This window comes from Pedobacter sp. ISL-64, from assembly GCF_018613605.1.
Classification (GTDB): Bacteria; Bacteroidota; Bacteroidia; order Sphingobacteriales; family Sphingobacteriaceae; genus Pedobacter.
Window position 1 is genome coordinate 316,947 of sequence record NZ_JAGGPU010000020.1, and the last position, 20,936, is coordinate 337,882.

The 20,936-nt window shown below is 38.7% G+C and carries 13 protein-coding genes and 1 rRNA gene; 10 read left to right on the forward strand and 4 right to left on the reverse strand.

The window, feature by feature from the left end; translation table 11 throughout:
• Window positions 1–50 precede the first annotated feature (50 nt).
• From J7E57_RS22555 to J7E57_RS22575, 5 genes are all read left to right on the forward strand, one after another.
• Window positions 51–1,676 carry a LamG-like jellyroll fold domain-containing protein gene (locus J7E57_RS22555; protein WP_215130679.1) on the forward strand — a complete coding sequence of 542 codons (1,626 nt, stop codon included), beginning with the start codon at window positions 51–53 and terminating at the stop codon, window positions 1,674–1,676.
• 400 nt (window positions 1,677–2,076) lie between these two features.
• The gene (locus J7E57_RS22560; protein ID WP_215130677.1) at window positions 2,077–3,840 is read left to right on the forward strand and encodes a hypothetical protein; all 1,764 of its coding nucleotides are present in this window, start codon (window positions 2,077–2,079) and stop codon (window positions 3,838–3,840) included.
• A complete protein-coding gene (locus J7E57_RS22565; protein WP_029279915.1) occupies window positions 3,840–4,544 on the forward strand; it encodes a MotA/TolQ/ExbB proton channel family protein in 705 nt (234 codons plus the stop codon). Before J7E57_RS22560 ends, J7E57_RS22565 begins: the two co-directional genes overlap by 1 nt.
• Complete coding sequence (locus J7E57_RS22570; RefSeq protein WP_025144642.1) at window positions 4,544–4,945, forward strand: ExbD/TolR family protein; 402 nt, start codon at window positions 4,544–4,546, stop codon at window positions 4,943–4,945. The genes J7E57_RS22565 and J7E57_RS22570 overlap by 1 nt, the downstream gene beginning before the upstream one ends.
• A complete protein-coding gene (locus J7E57_RS22575; RefSeq protein ID WP_215130675.1) occupies window positions 4,945–5,784 on the forward strand; it encodes an energy transducer TonB in 840 nt (279 codons plus the stop codon). The genes J7E57_RS22570 and J7E57_RS22575 overlap by 1 nt, the downstream gene beginning before the upstream one ends.
• Window positions 5,785–6,089: 305 nt before the next feature.
• On the opposite strand, the gene J7E57_RS22580 is transcribed toward J7E57_RS22575, so the two are convergent.
• Window positions 6,090–8,771 carry a gliding motility-associated C-terminal domain-containing protein gene (locus tag J7E57_RS22580; protein ID WP_215130673.1) on the reverse strand — a complete coding sequence of 894 codons (2,682 nt, stop codon included), beginning with the start codon at window positions 8,769–8,771 and terminating at the stop codon, window positions 6,090–6,092.
• Window positions 8,772–9,176: 405 nt separating this feature from the next.
• Here J7E57_RS22580 and J7E57_RS22585 point away from each other — a divergent pair, with 405 nt between their 5' ends.
• The gene (locus J7E57_RS22585; protein ID WP_215130671.1) at window positions 9,177–10,466 is read left to right on the forward strand and encodes a bifunctional folylpolyglutamate synthase/dihydrofolate synthase; all 1,290 of its coding nucleotides are present in this window, start codon (window positions 9,177–9,179) and stop codon (window positions 10,464–10,466) included.
• 43 nt (window positions 10,467–10,509) lie between these two features.
• Here J7E57_RS22585 and J7E57_RS22590 read toward each other — a convergent pair whose 3' ends face one another.
• Complete coding sequence (locus tag J7E57_RS22590; RefSeq protein WP_215130669.1) at window positions 10,510–12,168, reverse strand: DUF3472 domain-containing protein; 1,659 nt, start codon at window positions 12,166–12,168, stop codon at window positions 10,510–10,512.
• Window positions 12,169–12,492: 324 nt separating this feature from the next.
• On the opposite strand from J7E57_RS22590, the gene pafA reads away from it, so the two are divergent.
• The 3 genes from pafA (at window position 12,493) to J7E57_RS22605 (ending at window position 18,298) form a co-directional block, all read left to right on the forward strand.
• Complete coding sequence (gene pafA / locus J7E57_RS22595; RefSeq protein WP_215130667.1) at window positions 12,493–14,151, forward strand: alkaline phosphatase PafA; 1,659 nt, start codon at window positions 12,493–12,495, stop codon at window positions 14,149–14,151.
• A 455-nt stretch (window positions 14,152–14,606) separates the two neighbouring features.
• Window positions 14,607–14,774, forward strand: a complete 168-nt coding sequence (locus J7E57_RS22600) for a hypothetical protein (protein ID WP_215130665.1) — start codon at window positions 14,607–14,609, stop codon at window positions 14,772–14,774.
• A gap of 128 nt (window positions 14,775–14,902) precedes the next feature.
• A complete protein-coding gene (locus tag J7E57_RS22605; protein ID WP_215130663.1) occupies window positions 14,903–18,298 on the forward strand; it encodes a methylmalonyl-CoA mutase family protein in 3,396 nt (1,131 codons plus the stop codon).
• 59 nt (window positions 18,299–18,357) lie between these two features.
• Here J7E57_RS22605 and J7E57_RS22610 read toward each other — a convergent pair whose 3' ends face one another.
• Window positions 18,358–19,338: an acyl-ACP desaturase gene (locus J7E57_RS22610; RefSeq protein WP_215130661.1), complete on the reverse strand. Its 981-nt coding sequence runs from the start codon at window positions 19,336–19,338 to the stop codon at window positions 18,358–18,360.
• A 95-nt stretch (window positions 19,339–19,433) separates the two neighbouring features.
• Between J7E57_RS22610 and J7E57_RS22615 the strand changes: the two genes are divergently transcribed.
• Complete coding sequence (locus tag J7E57_RS22615) at window positions 19,434–19,649, forward strand: hypothetical protein (protein WP_215130659.1); 216 nt, start codon at window positions 19,434–19,436, stop codon at window positions 19,647–19,649.
• A gap of 1,007 nt (window positions 19,650–20,656) precedes the next feature.
• On the opposite strand, the gene rrf is transcribed toward J7E57_RS22615, so the two are convergent.
• Window positions 20,657–20,768 (reverse strand): 5S ribosomal RNA (rrf, locus tag J7E57_RS22620).
• Between the last annotated feature and the right edge of the window lie 168 nt (window positions 20,769–20,936).

Genomic DNA, 20,936 nt, shown 5'->3' on the forward strand with positions numbered 1-20,936 from the left:
GTCCTACCTTTTTTATATCAAACCAATTTCTAACCAAAATTTTTAAACCTATGAGAAAACTAACCGTTTTCGGTGTATTGCTGTTAACAGCTTTCGCCCTGTTGTATGCTTGTAAAAAAGCCAATTCTAAAAAAGAAGACAACACTTTGAGCACCAAAGGTACTGCCAGAGCTGCTACCAATGCCTCCGCCCTGGCCTTAACTGGTCCATTCATGACCGCCTATGTAGAAGTAAACAGCAACAATTTCGTAAATCCGGGTTGCTACACCTACGGCACTTCAACTAGTCAGTTATTTGGCGTTTCTGTTATTTTTGCTGCTAATATCAATTCGGTAAATGGCGTACCAACTTTGTATTTCAATCCACAGGTGCAAGAAACCTTAAATTCGGGCAAGGTAGCTTACCTTAAATCATTAGGCATAAAAGTAGTACTCGATGTACTTGGAAACCATCAGAATGCAGGCTGGGGTTGCTTTACCACTTACGCACAGGCCGATGCTTTTGCCGTTCAATGTGCCAACGCCGTACAACAATATGGTTTAGATGGAATTGATATTGATGATGAGTATTCTGCCTGTACCGCAAATGATGGCTCGTTGGTGCTGGCCGCTGCTGCACTACGGGCACGCATGGGTGCCGACAAGCTCATTACCATGGCTGCATTTAATCAGGCCAATTATTTTAATTCTACTTATAACAACCAAAAACTGGGCGATATTTTAGATTATGTATTTGAGCAAACTTACTTCTCAACAGATTATGCCGGCCGTTTACAGCCATACATTAATGCTGGTGTACCAAAAAGTAAATTGGGTTTAGGTACCGATTTAGGCAATAGCGATCAGGCAGTTGTAGCCACTTACGTAAAAAATAATGGTTTGGCCAGCGCCATGGTTTATAACGTAGCCAACAACTCACAAACTAAATTATCGGCTATGTCTAATGTATTGTATGGCGCTGCAACTGCTGTAAAACCAAACTGTATTGATGGTAATGGAGGTACACCAACGCCAGCCGGAAACCGCTCATTGGTTTTCGACGGCACTAATGAATACTTAAATTCGAATACTTTCAATCTCGCAGGCAACAGCTTAACTTACGAAGCATGGATTAAACCAGCTGCTTTTAAAGCAACTGCTCCAAATATCTCCACCATTATGGGGATTGAAGTGAGCGACGCCAATGTGGCTTTACTTCGTTTGGGTGATGCTTCTCTAGCCAACAATAAAGTGCAGTTTGTATTGAACACAGGTGGTGCAACGCCTAAAAAGCTAAACTCCGCTACAGTGCTAAGCGCAAATACCTGGTATCATATCGCGGCAACATACGATGGCTCGACCATGAAAATCTACATCAATGGCACTTTAGATGCCAGCATGAGCGCAGCTGGTACTATTGCTGCTAACGGTACATTTCAGATTTCGAGAAGCTGGGATGCCAACAGAGGTTTTAACGGTCAGTTTGATGAAATGCGGGTTTGGAAATCGGCATTGGCACAGTCGACAATTTCGGCCAATAAATGCAGTGTAAGTGTCACAAGCACTAACTTAGAGGCATATTGGAAATTCGACGAAGGTACTGGAACCACCATTGCAGATGCAACCGGCCATGGCCACACCGCAAATTTGCTTAACATGGAGAGTACTGATTGGTCTACTACCGTTCCTTGTCCGTAGGGTTTCTTTATAATCTTTAAATTCTTAGTTGTGGGTATTTCCACCCACAACTAAGAAAACTCCATGGACGGTGTCCTCACCGTCCATTTTAAAACTTCCCTCTTCGTTTTCAGCATACGCTTTTCAATGTTGAACCGTTTCTATAGCTGAAGCTTTACGTGCAAATCGATATTATATCGATTTAGCCATTTGCTTACTAGCATACCATTTCTATCTTTGTAACCGTTATCTTTGCACGGATACAGATATAGGTTAAAAAAACTATGATTTTTTCATGATTAAAATAACAAAACTGTACTCGTTTTTGTCCCTTATTTGGAGTAGGGTGTATAATAGCACCTCTAGACACTATTTGAAGGTAGAATATAATTTTTAATTTTAAACGCTTAATTTTACCCGAATGGATATCTTATCATACCTGTTAGAACTCTTGCAGCAACGCAAAGAAGTTGGTATTACCGGCTTGGGCACCTTTTATAAAAAGAAATACCCAGGAAGATACGATAAGGAAAAACAAACGTTTTTGCCTCCTGGATATACGCTGCAATTTTCAGCGGAAGTAACAGAAGAAGACGCTTTAGCCAACTTTATTTCAGCTAAAACAAACAGCACCAACGATGATGCCCGCAATCACATTGCCCAGTTTGTTGAACAAGTAAATCAAAAATTAGAATTAGACCATGAGGCCGAACTTCAAAATACTGGCCGCTTATTTTTTACCGAACAGGGATTAGGTTTCGAACCGGTTAAAAATATGAACTATGGTTCTGAATTTTACGGACTTCCATCATTGGCAGAAAACGTAATTGAGGAAATAAAAACTGGTTCACCTCAACAAGAGGAAGAAGTTTACGACGAAATTGCTGAAGCACCGGTGGTACCATCACCATTTGAGAATAAATCATACCAGGCTCCTGTAATCGAAAATGTAGAATTGGATGAAGTTAAAGATGATCTTAAAAACACTTTAAAACATTCAGAAACTTCTTCAGAAGAAATTGTTGAAGCACCAGAATTTATTAAGGAACAGCATGAAGAACATCCTAACCGTTTTGGTCATACACCAGAATCGGAAGTAGAAAATATCGCCGCCGAACATCAGGCAATTGAAACACCTGAATCTGCTGAAGCACAAGATGAAGCAAATACTGCTGAAAATACACCTAAAGAAGAGGTAGAAAATACTAATGCCGAACCTGAAGCTGTAGAAGTTCCTGAATCAGTTGTTGCACAGCATGAAGAGCATCCAGACCGTTTTGGTCACACGCCAGAGTCGGAAGTAGAAAATATCGCTGTTGAACAACCCGCTATTGAAACGCCTGAATCTGACGATGCACAAGACGAAGTAATTGCTAAAGAAAATGCCTCAGCACCCGAAGAAATCAATACCGTGAAGGCACCAGAAACAGTTGTCCCGCAAACCGAACCTTCGAGCCGTTTCTCGCTTAGGTCGGAAACGGAGGAGCCTAAAACATACATCAATTTAGAAGACGAAGCTAAAAAAGAAGAACCTGTAATTGAAGCTCCCGCATTTATAAAAGAGCAACATGCAGAGCATCCTAACCGTTTTGGTCACGATCCAATTGAACATGGAGACGAAACGCGACAAGGTATGTCCACCTGGTTGATGATTACAATTGCAGTGTTAGCTTTGGCTGTTATTGCAGCGATAACCTATTTGGTTAAACCAGAATTATTTACTGGTGAAACACCTCAAGCAGTAAAACCGGCACAAGTAATTGTCGATTCGCCGAAGGTTGTTGTTGATACCCTAAAAGCAAAACGGGATTCTATAGCCAAAACAGATAGCATTTTAAAAGCCAATCAGGTTCAGAAAAAAGCAGATACGGTTAAAAAAGCAGCGACAAAACCCGCTGTAGAAGCTCCAAAAGAAAATAAAATTGTACCAAACACCGGTCCTTCTACGTTTTACGTTATTGCAGCATCTTTTCAATCAGAGAAAAAAGCACTTGTGTTTATTAAACAAATGGAAAAAATCGGTTTAAATGCCGAAATCGCAAAATTACCCGGCCGTTTAAAAAAGGTAAGTATAGCGAGTTTCACAACTGAAAAGGAAGCTAAAGAACAGAAAGATATTTTACAGAAAAAACTAAAGGGAAAAGGATATTTCGTACAACAAAAATCTAACAACACACAACCATAATGATAACTTTATTAATTCAGGACACCACACAAGCATTACAAGACACAGCAAATGCGGTTAACCAAGCAGTAACACAACCACAGCCAGAACTACATTTTATCGATCTGCTTTTTAAAGGCGGCTGGGTAATGGTTCCATTGGCATTTTTAGCATTGTTAGCCTTAGTTATTTTCTTTGAACGTTATTTAACTATTAAAAAAGCAACCAAAGACGAATCGAACCTAATGGGTCAGATCAGGTCATATATCCAATCTGGAAATTTAGAGGGCGCAATGTCGCTTTTAAGAAATAATAACTCTCCCCTTTCGCGCATGTTGCAAAAAGGTTTAAAACGCATTGGCCGCCCCATTAAAGATATTGAAGGTGCGATTGAAAATGTTGGTAAATTAGAGGTTTCTAAATTAGAGAAGAACATCAGTATATTGGGTATTGTTGCAGGTATTGCACCAATGCTTGGTTTCGTAGGTACAATTGTGGGGGTAATTACCATTTTCCACCAGGTATCTATAAAAGGTGCGATTGAAATCGGGACCATCTCTGGTGGTTTATATACCAAAATGATTACTTCTGCAACAGGACTGATTATCGGTATTATCGCTTACGTGCTGTATCACATTTTAAACATTATGGTCGAAAAAATCATCCTTAAAATGGAAACCGATGCAATTGATTTTATTGATTTACTAGAAGAACCAGGCAAATAATGAATTTACGCAAAAGAACAAAAGGATCGGTAGAAGTACATACTTCAGCGTTGAACGATATTATGTTCTTCCTGATGCTGTTTTTCTTATTGGCCTCTGCCGTGGTAAATCCTACCGTGGTTAAATTGTTGTTGCCACAATCATCAAGCGGACAGCAATCGACCGCCAAGAAAGCAGTTACCGTTACGATAGACGAAAATTTAAAATATTTCGTTGAAAAGAAACCAGTTAGCATTGAAGAATTAGAGCCAACATTGGCATCATACCAAAAATTGGCACCAGATATGACCATTCTTTTATATGTATCGCGTAATGTGACTTATCAGGATGGATTTGTGGTAAACGATATTGCCAATAAATTGAAATTAAAACTTGTTGTAGCCGTTGAGCCTAAAAAATAATGAACTACAAAGCACAAAACGTACCTAACGAGGAAAATAATTACCCTAAGGCCATTGCCATAGCAAGCGGAATTATGGGCTTTTTATTATTGATCAGCTTTTTTATTGTGATTGGCTCGTTCCAGCCACCTGAAGAAGTGGGTATGGGGGGTATGGTTGTAAATTATGGAACTTCTGCAGAAGGAATGGGCGATGATTATACCAGCATTGAAGAACCATCAGCAGATCCAAATGCCAATGGTAAAGCGCCTGATAAGGTAACGCCGGAAGAAAAAGTAACCCCAACTACCGCTACCGAAAATACTGAAAAGGAAATTCAGACACAAAATACGGAAGATGCCATTGCCGTAAATACCAAACCTACAAAACCGACTACTGCAGCACCAACTCCGGTAACTGAAGATAAGCCGTCTAAACCGGTGATTAATCAAAACGCACTTTACAAAGGCAAAAAAAATACTGGTCAGGGTCAGGGAGATGGAACTGGAAAAACACCAGGAAACCAAGGTGATAAAGATGGCGATCCATTGGCATCAAATTATGGAGAAGGTGGTTCTGGAAATGGCAATGTACAGTTATCATTAGCCAGTAGAAAATTCATCGATATCCCTAGAATTCAGGATGATGGACAAAGTGCAGGAAAAATTGCCGTTCAAATCCGCGTAGATAAAAATGGTAAAGTGGTTCAGGCCCGGGCAGGTGCAAAAGGCACTACCCTATCTGATTTAGCACTTTGGCGGAAATGTGAACAGGCAGTATTAGGTGCGAGCTTAAACAAATTAGAATCAGCTCCCGATGTACAAACCGGGATTGTAATGTTCAATTTTAAAGTGAAATAAAAAAAATCATGGTCTGCGTCTTCACAGACCATTTTTTATTATTAACATCACCCTGACCTGTAGCGCAACGAAAAGCTACGAAGTAAACCGAACCTTAAGCGAGCTCACCGAAGGTAATTTATTTCAAGATCTTTATATTGCTGTCAGATATTACTATCTGACAGCAGACTTATCTCCTCAAAATTTTTGACAAACAATTATTACCAATTATAACCTGATTATCGGTCAGATGGTAACATCTAACAGCATATCCAACACCCTAACAAATTACTCGCTTAAATAATTAATCAACATAGTTTAACGAGCTATCGAATCAAGGTAACCGATCCCTTTTTAATTATTCTTTTATTTTCCTGAGTTGTAAACGATGCCACCCAAAAATAGACTCCTACAGGGACTGGCTGCCCCTGGTAATTTCCATTCCAAGCGTCATATAATTTATTTGAAGAAAAGATAACTACTCCCCTTCTATCGAAAATCTGCATCTGAAAATTAAAAGCCCTACTTCCCTCTTTCGCTTTAAAATCATCATTTATATTATCCGAATTGGGGCTGAAAGCATTCGGAAATGAAATGTCGTTACAGGCTTCTGTTTCTAAAGAAACATTTAACTCATCAACAATACAGCCATTAGGTTTGAGTATCGAAAAGGTGTATTTACCTTCGTATAAACCCGAAAAAATGTAATTACCTGGATAAACTACTCCATTATACTTGATGTTATAATCAGCCGAGCGGTTACCGATAGAAAATGAGATTTCCCCAGTTAAATCGCAAACAGGATTTTTAGTGTTAACAATCGAATGGGGTTTCGTTAACGAATAATCTGGAACCACAACAGTTCGATATTCTGCTGGTGCACCACCAGATGCTTTTACTTCAATATCGTAGCTACCCGGACTAAGCATATTAAAAACACCGGTATTATTTGATATTGAATTATTAAGTGTGAATGTATAGGTTTCTGGAATTGGTGGACAATTAACTTTTATAAAGCCTTTTCCAAGAACATTACATTCGGCAAGCATCTCGATACTGTTGATAACAATTGGACAGGGTTCGTATACTAGCTTTTTATTTAATTCATCAACAATACAGCCATTAAGCTTTAAAATGGTAAAACTGTAATCTCCTTCAATTAAATCTGAAAAAATATGGTTGCCCGGATAAACTAGTCCTTTATATTTCACATTATAATCAGATGAATTACTACCTATTGAAAATGATATTTCTCCCTTCAGATCGCAAGCAGGATTCTTAGTATTAATCTTTGTAAGCGGTTTAGTTAAAGAATAATCAGGTACTTCAATAGTCCTATATGCTGCTGGCGCACCACCAGATGCTTTAACCTCAATTGTGTAACTACCGGGATCAAGCATATTAAAAACACCTGTATTATTTGACGCTGAATTATTAAGTGTAAATGTATAGGTTTCTGGAATTGGTGGGCAATTAACTTTTATAAAGCCTTTTCCAAGAACATTACATTCAGCAAGCATCTCAACACTATTGATAATAACTGGACAAGGTTCGTAAACCAATTCTACATCAAACTCATCAATTAAACAGCTCTCTTTATTCAGCACAACAAAATGATAGTTACCTATCTCCAAGTTAGTGAATTGATGATCATAGGGCAAAACATCATTTTTAAATTTTATTCTATAATCATTACTACCGGCAAAAGCATTAAATTGAATATTTCCTTTAGCGGCACAAGCTGGATTTATTTTAGCAAAAGAAAATTCTGGTTGTAGTTGCTTGTAATCTGGCACAATTATATCGGTTTCTAATTCATCTTCATCCGAAATAATTTTAATATGATAAGGCCCGGGAATTAAATCTTTGAATATTCCGGTGGTATTGCTTAAATCATTATTTAAGGTATAAGTATAAGCTGCTACATGTGGTTTTGTTAAAATACTAATTATTCCTTTGTGAAAAACATCACATTGTTGTTTTACTTCAGCCCTATCGAATTGGATTTTACATTTATCACGTCCGACAACAAGATCCTGTTCATCAACCTTGCATCCATATTTATTTACAATTTCAAAGTGATTCGTATTACCACTTATTAAATTAGAAAAGATACTGTTCAACGGATATAACTTTCCATCATACTTGATCTGATAGCCACTGTTCTGTTCGGGAGTGCTAAAAGTAATTTCGCCCAGTGTTTCACAAAGTTGATTCTTGATCTGCCAATTATAAACTGGTTTTATCAAATTAACCTCTGGAACATCAACTGTTGTAGTATAGGAATCAGATGCAGAACTGATTGTAAGCGTATAGTGACCTTTGGATAAACCAATAAATTTACCTGTTGTATTGGTTACACCATTTAAAGTATAAGTAAAATCTTCAATATGAGGCGCAGTAATAATATCTATGCTGGCAGTATTACCCGAAATGCAATCCTGGATAATGTCCACTTTCTCCAGTTCTATTCCTATAATGCTACCATCTTCAACTATACTGGCTGCATCAAGAACTGTATATGGAAGTGTTCCGACCACACCAATCATTTTTTTGTTTTCTATATCGAACTCAATAATATTGGTTTGTGTGCCTAAATATTGTAAGCCATAAACCGTATTTTTCCTAACACCAGTTGAGACACTTACAATTCCATAAAGCAAGATATTATAAGGCAAAGGAATATGAAGCGTACTTTTATTGGGTTCTTTAAGATTTACCTTTACTATTCCCTGACTGGCAGCCATATAAAGTTCCTTTTTGTAAAAACAAATATCGCCTGTCGGAAAATAATTAAGTGGTCCTAAAATCTCTGTCTTTCCGGTAATAATATCTGTGCCAAATAAAAAGCTAGAGCAATAATATAATTTATTGTCATAACCTAATGTCAACGAATTTGAATAAGTCATACTTGGAAACAGGAGCCTGCAATTTTCAATATTGTTTTCTTTTACGTCTGCAACATAGATTTGAGAACTATTCAACCAAAATAAATTGTTTTTATTCATGGCTATCGAAAAATACTGATCGCCTGGTGCGCAATCTGCAATTTTAGTGGATTTTATCCCCTCGGAAGTAATTTCTACTTTATAAATATAACTCCCACCTGGAGAATACATTGGATTAATTGATGAGCTTACATAAAAAGATTGTGCAGCAAGTTTGAAAAAACAAGCTAAGAGCACGAAAAGGATTAGACTAAATTTATTAATCACTATATGAGAACGTTAAATGATCGGCGAATATAGCGAGATTATTGTTTAAAAATAAATATTTTAAATGGCTTCAAACGCCTATCACTAAGTATTATCTTCATAGTCTGTGCCTCTACAGTCCATCATACTAAAACTTCGGAAGATTCTTTAACATTTCGTTCCATAATAACTCCAGTCAACTTATATTTGACGCATATTATGAACTACCAACAAACGCTTGATTTTTTATACAGTAAACTCCCCATGTTTACCCGTATTGGCGCGTCTGCTTTCAAAAAAGATTTAACCAATACCATTATTCTTTGTGAGGCTTTGGATAATCCACAGGATAAATTTAAAAGTATCCATGTGGCAGGTACCAATGGAAAAGGATCCACTTCACACATGTTGGCTTCGGTATTGCAGGCACAGGGATATAAAACAGGATTGTACACTTCTCCCCATTTAAAAGATTTCCGCGAGCGCATCCGCATCAACGGAAAAATGATGAGCAAAACTGAAGTCGTATTGTTCGTAAAAGAGCAGCAAAAATTGATCGAAAAAACTGAGCCTTCTTTTTTCGAGGTTACCGTTGCCATGGCATTCGATCATTTTGCTAAACATGAGGTAGATGTGGCTGTAATTGAAGTGGGTTTAGGCGGGAGGTTAGATTCAACCAATATCATTACCCCGCAAATTTCGGTCATCACCAATATCAGCCTTGATCACATGAACATGCTAGGCAATACACTTGCAGAAATTGCGGGCGAAAAGGCAGGTATCATTAAAAAGAATATCCCAGTCGTTATTGGCGAAACACAGGAAGAATCTGCGCCGGTATTTATAGACAAGGCTAAATCGGTAGTTGCACCTATTGTTTTTGCCGATGCTGTATTAACCGCGAAAGATTTTAAAATCAGTAACCATAAACTTTCCCTATCTGTTTATCAGAATAGTGAAATTAGATACAAAAACCTTCAAAGCGATCTTACTGGAGTTTATCAACATAAAAATATTTTAACGGTTTTAGAAACCTTAGCCGTGCTGAACGAGAAAACGGATATTAAAACCAACATCCAGGCAATCTATAAAGGAATAAGCCAGGTTAAAAAACAGACCGGTTTACAAGGACGCTGGCAAACCTTAGCCAAAAACCCATTGATTATCTGCGATACTGGCCATAACGAAGCCGGTATTGCCGAGGTGATTAAAAACATCAATCAAACTCCTTACCAAAACCTGCACATCGTTTTTGGCATGGTTAACGACAAAGACATTTCGAAAGTTTTATCACTGATGCCTAAAAATGCAACTTACTATTTTTGTAAACCAGATTTAGAACGCGGTTTAGCAGCCAATGAACTCAAAGAACAAGCGGCTACATTTAATTTAATTGGAAACAGTTATGTATCGGTTGCCGAAGCAAAAGAAAATGCTATTCAATCTGCCGATTCAAAAGATCTGGTTTTTATTGGCGGAAGTACATTTGTAGTGGCCGAAGCGATATAAGCAAAGGAAATAAATGATACTTATCTCCTTTGCTTATATTAAACTACTGTGCTTCCAGTAGCCATTGCTGATTCGATGATCCCGAGCTACCATTCATACTATATTGAACAATCTTAGTACCACTGCTTGTACTACTACCAGGATTGTCAAGAATATAGTGATTAGAAAGATTACTTTGGATTACATATTTATTAGCACCAACAGGAATTAAATTCCATTTTTGATTTGCGCCATTCGTAATGGTATACTGAATGATATTACCATTTAAGGCCTCTACCCCTCCTGCAATATCCAATGCTTTATTGCTATTGGCATTAACAACAGCATAACTTGTTCCCTGAGTGTTAAATTTCCACTTTTGACCATTTCCGGTAGCACTGGTACTTTGAACTAAAAAGGCACTATTAGCTGTACTGTTATTTTCTATTGCGAGGTAAAGTCCACTCGACGCATTTTTTATTTTATACCATGTATTTCCTGAAATACCATTCGTAACCGGTACTGTTAATGGCGCTGAATTCTGGTTAAAAATATCTGTAATGATAATTCTAACCGAATAGCTGCCTGTTCCTAAGCTGTTGGAAATTGTCACAGATCTTTTTTGAGGCAATACCTCATTAACCGTACTAACTACTACACCGGATGAATTCAGTAATTCAATTTTTGAAGAAAGCTGAGGGCTTTTTAGCTGATTATTTATCCAGTTTACCGCAACTGTATTACCATTGGCAACAGCCGTTGCAGATTGTACCGCTCCAATGGTTAATGTTGGTGCAGTACCCTGATTGCTCTGTGCCGGAAGGCTTAATGTACGTCCTGTACCAAAACCGGCACTAGGTTGGGTATTTCCTCCATGTTCCATAAAATAGGCATCTTCAGTTGTATCATAACCTGAATTAAAAGCCCTATCGTAAATCCCGTTTCTACCTTCATCTCCAGCATTGGCACTAAAACTTCTACTGGTATGTTTTTCCCATGTATTGCTTGTACTTAAGTTCCAACAGTCCTTAAAAAATGCTTTTCTAACATACCTTCCATCATAATCAGGATTAGTTCCAACCCAGTTTTCTAAAAACGCATCGTTACCCGAACCTAGAAAGGTAGTCCGCTCAGGAATAGCCAATGTACTGGTATGAAACCAAACGCCACTCGATTGATTTTGGATAAAAGTGCCGATATATAGCTTTCCATCGCGTTTCCATGCCCTTAAGGCTATATTATACCAGGTATTAAGCGTCCATTGGTATGGATTAATTGTTTTATATCCATCACCTTCTCCTCCAAATCTACTGCTTATGGTTTCGGCTCCAGTATAAGCCACTTCAGAATAGATCCCGCCTGAAGTATTTGGATCCCATAATGACGATATCAGGATATTTGGTGTTCCAAAAGAATTATCAGGTGTTTGTTGCAAGCCTGCATAGCCACCCGAATAATTATGTACAGAAAAATATTCGGCATAGGCAGATTGTGTAATTTTTATTTTATGTAGTTTAGCAATAGCATCAGAAGGAAAAGAAAAATAGAGATGTTCTGACGGAGCAGCATTTTCTCCGCTTATAAGGGCTGTATTTGCCGAACTCATTTTGGGCATTGATAATTGGGGATTTTCAGCAATAATGTTTTTCTGACAAGACAGAATACTAAATAACAGGATAATCCAAGCTGGTAACGACCAGGAAAAAGTAGTAAATGGTTTCATAGTTTTTTAGGTTAGGTATTAGTAATTATAATTGATTATTAAAACTACTCATAAAACTATGCTGGTATTATTTTTTATCTACGCAAACGATTGAGTGGTCTTTTTGGCTTGAAACAATTACTTTAACGCACTAAAAATGAGATATCTAGTGCGATTTAAATGATTTTTATACTTCAAACTTAAGATATTAGCCAATTACCCTCTTTTTGACTTATATCGATAAGGCAAACGTTTGCGCGTAATTTCATTAGTTTCTAAATCTTTACATAAACTTCAAAGTAGCTTTACTTAAATTTATTACTTTAGCCGTTTAACTAAAACACAATGAAGAAAATATCCTGTCTAATCTTTTCCATTTCTATTTTTTCGATCGCACTCACTTCAGCCCAAACTAAAAAACCTTCCACAACACAACCTAAAGCATTCCCTGCCGAGGTGGCCCGCCCTAAATTGGTGGTTGGCTTAGTGGTTGATCAAATGCGTTGGGATTATTTATATCGCTACTATAACCGCTATACCAATGGTGGCTTTAAAAGATTAATTAATGAAGGTTTTTCTGTAGAAAATACTTTTATTCCTTATACACCAACTTATACGGCCTGTGGCCATACCTGCATTTATACAGGTTCTGTTCCGGCAGTTCATGGCATTATTGGTAACGATTGGTACGATCCTGAAACCAAAAAGAATGTGTACTGTACAGAGGATTCTTCTGTATCAACTGTAGGCAGTACCCCATCTTCTGAAGGAAATATGTCGCCAAAAAATATGCTAACCACTACAATTACCGATGAACTGAGGCTAGCTACAAATTTTAGAGGTAAAGTAATTGGTATTTCATTAAAAGACAGGGGTTCGATCCTTCCTGCTGGCCACGCGGCAAATGCAGCATATTGGTATCAGGGTAGCACAGGAAACTGGATTACCAGTACTTATTACATGAAAGAAGTGCCAACATGGATTGCCGATTACAATAAATTGAAATTGGCAAACAAGTTCTATGCAAAAAACTGGGAAACATTGTATCCAATGAATACCTATGTTAATAGCACAGCAGATGAGAAAGCATACGAAGGCAAAGCGAGTACATTCCCTCATCAGCTCACCCAAAATATTGATAAAAATTTCGATGCCATCAGAAGTACACCTTATGGCAATACCATCACTTTAGATCTTGCCAAATTAGCGATCCTTTCTGAAGATTTAGGACAAGATAATATTACCGATTTCTTAGCGGTGAGCTGCTCATCTACTGATTATGTTGGTCATGCTTATGGTCCGAACTCGGTAGAAGCAGAAGATACCTATTTACGTTTAGACAAAGATTTCGAAGAGTTCTTTAACTACCTGGATAAAAAAGTAGGTAAAGGAAACTATACCATATTTTTAACTGCCGATCATGGTGCTGCTCATGTACCGGGCTTTATGCAAGAGAACAAATTACCTTCGGGCGTAGTGAGTGACCGTGATATTGCAAACAAATTAAACTCATATTTAAATGACAAATTTAAAGTAAACAATGTTGTTTTAAGATCGATGAATAACCAGATCATTTTCGATCATGATAAAACAGATAAAGGTGATGTGAGTTTCGATGTAATTAAATCAGCATCTGTAGAATTCTTAAAAAGATTAGACGGTTTCCAAAATGCAGTAGATATTGCTAAGATATCGCAAAGCACGCTTCAGGAAATCCAGAAAAAGATGATTACCAATGGATACAATGCGCGCAGAAGCGGCGATATCTATTATGTTTTACAACCAAACTGGTTTAACGGTGGCAGCACAGGTACCACACACGGAAACTGGAACCCATACGATTCGCACATTCCATTGGTTTTTATGGGCTGGGGAATCAAAGCTGGAGCATCCAATAAAACACATTACATGACTGATATTGCACCAACCTTAGCGGCTTTGCTACATATTCAAATGCCAAATGGTAATGTTGGAGAACCGATTACAGAGATTACCAATAAATAAAACAAAAAAACTATGCTTAACAGCATAGTTTTTTTGTTTTAATGCAACAGTGATAGGTCCTTAAAAAGTATCGTCATTGCGAGGAAGAACGACGAAGCAATCCTACAACTATCGCTAATAGCGAGCGCATTAAGATTGCTTCGTGCCTCACAATGACGACAATTGGAGGAGATTCATCTCCTTTAAATTCCTCTGTCATCCATAATGATTTTTATGCAATAAATTATCTCTCGAAATGACGGTAACTTGCGAAAATTTCCTATTTTAACTATTTTAGTTGAAGTCAAATTACACCGCAACAACTTACACCAATGCTCGAATCGCATGATATGCAAGCAACATTAAAAACTTGTAATGTAAAACTTGATGACCGGAGTTAGTTAACCCTTCGCAAAGATGATATAGAAATCATATTCTGTACCTCAAACGCGCATCGCAATATCCCTAAATCGATCATGAGCGGTTCACTTCACATCAAAGCAAACGAGGTAGCAGCATTATCGGAAAGTTCAAAAGATCGATGTGAAATCTGTTATCCGTTAGAAGATTTTGACTATGGTATGAGGGAGTTTGCCATTTACGATAATAACGGTTATTTACTGCAATTCGGGCAGGATTTATAGCTGAACCAAAAGCCGTAATGGTATAGGGTATTCGCTATTTAAACTCCTTATTTTAGTACATTTGCATACCAAATATATTTGGACAAGGATTGGTCGTTTGAGCACACTGATCCTTTAAATCCTATCGTATGCAACAAGTAGAAATATATAAGCCTAAAAATAAAATCCGTTTCGTAACCGCCGCTTCCCTTTTTGATGGACACGATGCAACCATTAATATTATGCGCCGTATCCTCCAATCTTCAGGGGCTGAAGTGATCCATCTTGGCCACAACAGGTCGGTTGATGAAGTGGTAAACTGTGCCATTCAGGAAGATGTTCAGGGCATTGCAATGACTTCTTATCAAGGCGGACACATTGAATACTTTAAATACATGTACGATCTCTTGCAAGAAAGAGGATCAGGCCATATTAAAATATTTGCAGGTGGCGGTGGCGTAATCTTGCCTTCAGAGATAGAGGAACTACAGTCTTATGGAATTTCTAAAATCTACTCTCCAGATGATGGTCGTAAGATGGGTTTGCAGGGCATGATCAATGATATGCTGATCCAAACCGATTTCATCACCAAAGCCAGCATTACTAACGAGCTCGAAACCATTCCTACAAAAGATATTAAAGCCATTGCTGGGGCCATTACCGTTGCAGAAAATGATCCCGAAGGCGCACAAAAATTTGTAGATGAATTAAAAAAACTATCCAAAAACAACACCGCTCCTATTTTAGGCATCACCGGAACGGGCGGAGCCGGAAAATCATCACTGGTAGATGAGCTTGTCCGCCGTTTCCTGGTAGAAGTGAAAGATAAAACCTTAGCGATTATCTCTGTCGATCCTTCCAAAAGAAAAACCGGTGGCGCTTTATTGGGCGATCGTATCCGGATGAATGCCATCAATAACCCGAGGGTTTACATGCGTTCTTTAGCCACCAGACAGGCCAACCTTGCACTATCCAAAAACGTTCAGGAAAGTATCGATATCTGCAAAGCCGCTGGTTACGATTTAATTATTGTAGAAACCTCAGGCATTGGCCAATCAGATACCGAAATTACCGAACACTGTGATGTTTCCCTATACGTAATGACCCCAGAATTTGGTGCAGCTACACAGTTGGAGAAAATCGACATGCTAGATTTCGCTGATCTGGTAGCCATTAACAAATTTGATAAGAGAGGTGCATTAGATGCACTGAGAGATGTGCGCAAACAATACAAGCGCAACCACAATATTTTTGATGCGAAGGATGACGAAATTCCAGTTTATGGAACTATGGCATCACAATTTAATGATCCGGGCATGAATAACCTATTTGTTGCCTTAATGGAGCAGATCAGGGTAAAAACCGGAACGGATTTCAAAGCCAAAATGGAACTCACCTCCGATCAATCAGAGAAAATTTACATCATACCCCCTGATCGCATCCGTTATTTGGCAGAAATTGCCGAAGCTAGCCAAACGTATAACGAATGGGTAGATAAACAGGCTACCATTGCCCGGAAAATGTACCAGTTGAAAGGTGTAATAGATTTAGCTGGTGATATTAATTCCCCCCTCCTACAAGGGTCTTCGCAAGACGGGGTGTTAAAAAACTTAAATGCAACATACGCTTTCTTCGAAGAACAATTAGACGGCGAATGCAGGCGTTTATTGCGCCAATGGCCAGATACCAAAAGAGCTTACAAAGAAGAGTTTTTCATCTATAAAGTCCGCGATAAAGAGATTAAACAACCTTTATTTTACGAATCACTTTCAAAGCTGAATATCCCTAAAGTTTCACTACCGAGATATGAAGATTGGGGCGATATTTTAAGGTGGTTGTTAACCGAAAACCTTCCAGGCGAATTTCCATATGCGGCAGGTGTATTCCCGTTAAAAAGAGAAGGCGAAGACCCGACACGGATGTTTGCAGGAGAAGGTGGTCCTGAAAGAACTAACAAACGTTTTCACTATGTTTCTTTAGGTCAACCTGCGCACCGTTTATCTACTGCCTTTGATTCTGTTACCCTTTATGGAGAAGATCCGCACATTCGTCCCGATATTTATGGCAAAATCGGAAACTCGGGTGTAAGTATTGCCACTTTGGATGATGCTAAAAAACTCTATTCGGGTTTTGATCTTTGTGCGCCATCAACCTCTGTATCCATGACCATTAACGGCCCAGCTCCGATGTTGTTAGGCTTTTTCATGAATGCAGCAATCGATCAACAATGCGAAAAATACATTATCGAAAATGACCTTACAAAAGATACTGAGGCTAAAATTGATTCAATCTATAAAGCTAAAAAGATACCGCGGCCAACCTATAGCGGAGCTTTACCAGAGGGAAACAATGGCTTGGGTTTAATGCTTTTGGGCCTTACAGGAGATCAGGTTTTACCTGCCGATATTTATGCCAGGATCAGGGCTAAAGCTATCAGCTCAGTTAGGGGAACCGTTCAGGCCGATATTTTAAAGGAAGATCAGGCACAGAATACCTGTATATTTTCTACCGAATTTGCCTTAAGGATGATGGGCGATATCCAAAAGTATTTCATCGATGAAAAAGTAAGGAATTTCTATTCCGTATCTATTTCGGGCTATCACATTGCCGAAGCAGGTGCTAATCCAATTTCGCAACTTGCCTTTACTTTAAGCAATGGATTTACCTTTGTAGAATATTATTTGAGCAGAGGCATGCACATTGATGATTTTGCCCCTAACCTGTCTTTCTTCTTCTCCAATGGAATCGATCCGGAATACGCCGTTATCGGTCGCGTAGCCAGAAGAATCTGGGCCAAAGCCATCAAGAATAAATACAAGGGAAATGACCGCTCGCAGAAACTTAAATACCATATCCAAACTTCTGGCCGTTCGTTACATGCACAGGAAATCGATTTTAATGATATCCGCACCACTTTACAGGCCCTTTATGCCATTTACGACAACTGTAATTCGTTACATACTAATGCTTACGATGAAGCCATTACAACGCCTACAGAAGAATCTGTTAGGAGAGCCATGGCCATTCAATTGATCATTAACAGAGAACTGGGCTTGGCGAAGAATGAAAATCCTTTACAAGGTGCATTTATCATCGAAGAATTAACCGATCTGGTAGAAGATGCTGTTCTTGCCGAATTTAAAAGCATCAACGATCGTGGTGGGGTGTTGGGTGCCATGGAAACAATGTATCAGCGTGGAAAAATCCAGGAAGAAAGTCTTTACTACGAAACACTAAAACATACTGGCGAATATCCTATAGTTGGTGTAAATACCTTTTTAAATAAAAATGGTTCTCCTACTATTGTTCCTGGTGAAGTTATCCGTGCTACAGAAGATGAAAAACAATATCAGATTTCGGCATTGCATAAATTTCAGGACCGTAATGCAGATCGTTCTCCAGATCTCTTGAAACAACTTCAAAAATCGGCTATTGCCGGCGACAACATCTTCGAACAGCTCATGGAGATCTGTAAGGTTTGTTCACTAGGACAGATTAGTAATGCACTTTACGAAGTTGGCGGCCAATACAGAAGAAACATGTAATAAAAAAAGCCCTTATCAATCGATAAGGGCTCATATAATTTAAACTAAAGATCAAATATCTAACCAGCAATCCAGCTAAATTTATAATCTATAGTAGGGTTTTTCATTCGCTCGGCAACACGTAATAAACGTGAAGGTAAAGCCATAATATAATCGCGCGCTTTTTCACCAGCTTCATTTAAATCACGCATACCTTCAATTTTCCAGTCTTCAATCAGCTGTTGCATAATTTCAACGTAATCAATTGCAGTATATACCCCTAAACGTTGTGCGGCATCTGTAAAGTGACCAAATGTTTGGCCAATTTTCAAACCTACCTCACGTAAGAAATGGGCTGGCATTACAATTTTCTTACGCATCATATCTTCAAAAGCCAACATTGCTTCGTTAGGATCAACCTCAAAAATACGGTTCATGAAATCTTTATAAGCTTTTGCGTGTCTGGCCTCGTCTGATGCAATTACCCCACACATTTTAGACAATAAGGTATCACCGTCCTTTTTAGCCAAAGAAGCTACCCTTCTGTGCGATACATTGGTAGCCAATTCTTGAAAAGAAGTGTAGATAAAGTTACGGTATGGATCGTGGCCGGTACCAATATCGAAACCATCAGCGATAAGATACTGTGTGGAGATTTCCATTTGGCGCATATCAACACGGCCTGATAGGTATAAATATTTATTTAGCAAATCACCATGACGATTTTCTTCAGCAGTCCAATGGCGAACCCATTTCATCCAGCCACCTTCTTCATCCCTACTATGTCCATCGACCATGGCTAACCACGATTCGTATGTTGGTAAAGCTTCTTCAGTAATGGTATCGCCAATTAAAACGGCCACTAAATCGTAAGAAAGATCTTTTGCGTTATCCCTCAAAATTCTGACATCTTGATAAAATGTTTCACTAGTAGAATCTGGTAAAAAATCAGAAGGCTGCCAGTTGGTATCGATTGGTTTCAAATAAGTTCCCATCGACTCCAGCATATATTTTTCGATATGCAACATTACTTCCCTTCTTTTATCTGCAAAAAAACTCATTACTTATACTTATATTTTTGTTAAAAACAAAGATAACCAAATATTGTGGCAAACCTTATGATATTAACATATTTAGCATCAAATCAGTTTTAAATATGATTGAAATTATCAACATTAACACAAATGGGTTTATTATTTGGAGCGCAGTAGCAGTAAAACGTAGGTCGGGTTCCGTCCTGCCGTTTTACTCCGCCAATGAAGAATTGGCTCCGCGCCCACTTCCATCAGGGCTATGGGGATGGGCCTGTATCCAGAAACTTAACTATCTTAACTGCTTAATGGTAGAAATAACCATTGAGAGTTACAGGTAAGTAAACAAGACTTAAAATCAGAGCCGTTCATTTTGAGGTTTTTGGAGCGCACTGGCAGTAACATGTAGGTTGGGTCCCGTCCTGCTGTACGTTTTACTCCGCCAATGAAGATTTGGCTCCGTGCCCACTTCCATCAGGGCTATTGGGTTCGGTTAGATAATCCTACCTTAACTGCTTAATGGTAGAAATAACCATTTAGAGTTACAGGCATACAAACAAGACTTAAAATTTGAGACGTTCATTTCGAGGTTGTTAGAGCGCAAAGCAGTAATATTTAGGTTGGGTCCCGTCCTGCTGTTCGTTTTACTCCACCAATGAAGATTTGGCTCCGTGCCCACTTCCATCAGGGCTATGGGGTTCAGTTAGATAATCCTACCTTAACTTTTCTTAACCCCTTAATGGCAGAAATAACCGCTGTTACAATTCCTTTCACCACTAAGGGATTAAGGACATCAAGAAGATCATATTGGAAAAGGCCCTTAACCCATCTTCACGGATCAAGCGTAAAAGTTGGGGAAGTTAATATTAATTTGCAGCGCAATGGTAGTGCTACGAACAATGGCAGTCCCTCCATACGCTCCAATCTTTTGGAAACTCGGTCTATACCGCTCATGAACCTCAAGCCAAAAGGATTTCGCTGCTGTAGGGGCTATTGACCTGGGCTTGTAAAGAGAGGTCCGAAAGCCCGGAGGCTGGATGTTAAGAAGAAAATGGACTAAACCTTGAACCAATTTTCAGGCTGAAATCCCACCAAAAACCACTGTCCTTGTTGTTTAAACCTGACTAGAACGAACACGAAGCGAAGTAAAGTGGAAGGCGGGACTACAGTAGCCAAGCACTACTAACGCTGTTTTCCTATTCCCCAATCCAAAAATACCTCCATCCCCCAACTTTTTTGCTTGATCCATCTTCACTCCTTGATGGTGAAAACAAGATAGGCATAGACTATAAAATGCCTTTAAACCAAGAAAACCCCTCGACTCATCGTCAAGGGGTTTCTTTTTAAGATCTGGCACCGACCTACTCTCCCACGTGTTACCGCAGTACCATCGGCTCTGGTGGGCTTAACTTCTCTGTTCGGAATGGGAAGAGGTGGACACCACCGATATAGGCACCTGAATATTTTATTGAGGTAGAAGCCTGGAGGGTATGAAGGTAGAAGGTATTCACCTTTTGCCTCAAACCTTTCGCCTTAAAGCTTAAACAATATTGAAAGGAGTTATTAGGAAGAACAAAGAACAGTATGTTTGCTTTTGAGGCTTCGGATGGCTAGTACCACGCGACTGT

Coding starts and splice junctions, on each gene's coding strand:
- J7E57_RS22585 (WP_215130671.1), top strand. CDS start 9,177: ATGAACTACCAACAAACGCTTGATTTTTTATACAGTAAACTCCCCATG.
- J7E57_RS22605 (WP_215130663.1), top strand. CDS start 14,903: ATGCAACAAGTAGAAATATATAAGCCTAAAAATAAAATCCGTTTCGTA.
- J7E57_RS22615 (WP_215130659.1), top strand. CDS start 19,434: ATGATTGAAATTATCAACATTAACACAAATGGGTTTATTATTTGGAGC.
- J7E57_RS22555 (WP_215130679.1), top strand. CDS start 51: ATGAGAAAACTAACCGTTTTCGGTGTATTGCTGTTAACAGCTTTCGCC.
- J7E57_RS22610 (WP_215130661.1), bottom strand. CDS start 19,338: ATGAGTTTTTTTGCAGATAAAAGAAGGGAAGTAATGTTGCATATCGAA.
- J7E57_RS22570 (WP_025144642.1), top strand. CDS start 4,544: ATGAATTTACGCAAAAGAACAAAAGGATCGGTAGAAGTACATACTTCA.
- J7E57_RS22590 (WP_215130669.1), bottom strand. CDS start 12,168: ATGAAACCATTTACTACTTTTTCCTGGTCGTTACCAGCTTGGATTATC.
- J7E57_RS22565 (WP_029279915.1), top strand. CDS start 3,840: ATGATAACTTTATTAATTCAGGACACCACACAAGCATTACAAGACACA.
- pafA (WP_215130667.1), top strand. CDS start 12,493: ATGAAGAAAATATCCTGTCTAATCTTTTCCATTTCTATTTTTTCGATC.
- J7E57_RS22580 (WP_215130673.1), bottom strand. CDS start 8,771: ATGAATAAAAACAATTTATTTTGGTTGAATAGTTCTCAAATCTATGTT.
- J7E57_RS22600 (WP_215130665.1), top strand. CDS start 14,607: ATGAGCGGTTCACTTCACATCAAAGCAAACGAGGTAGCAGCATTATCG.
- J7E57_RS22560 (WP_215130677.1), top strand. CDS start 2,077: ATGGATATCTTATCATACCTGTTAGAACTCTTGCAGCAACGCAAAGAA.
- J7E57_RS22575 (WP_215130675.1), top strand. CDS start 4,945: ATGAACTACAAAGCACAAAACGTACCTAACGAGGAAAATAATTACCCT.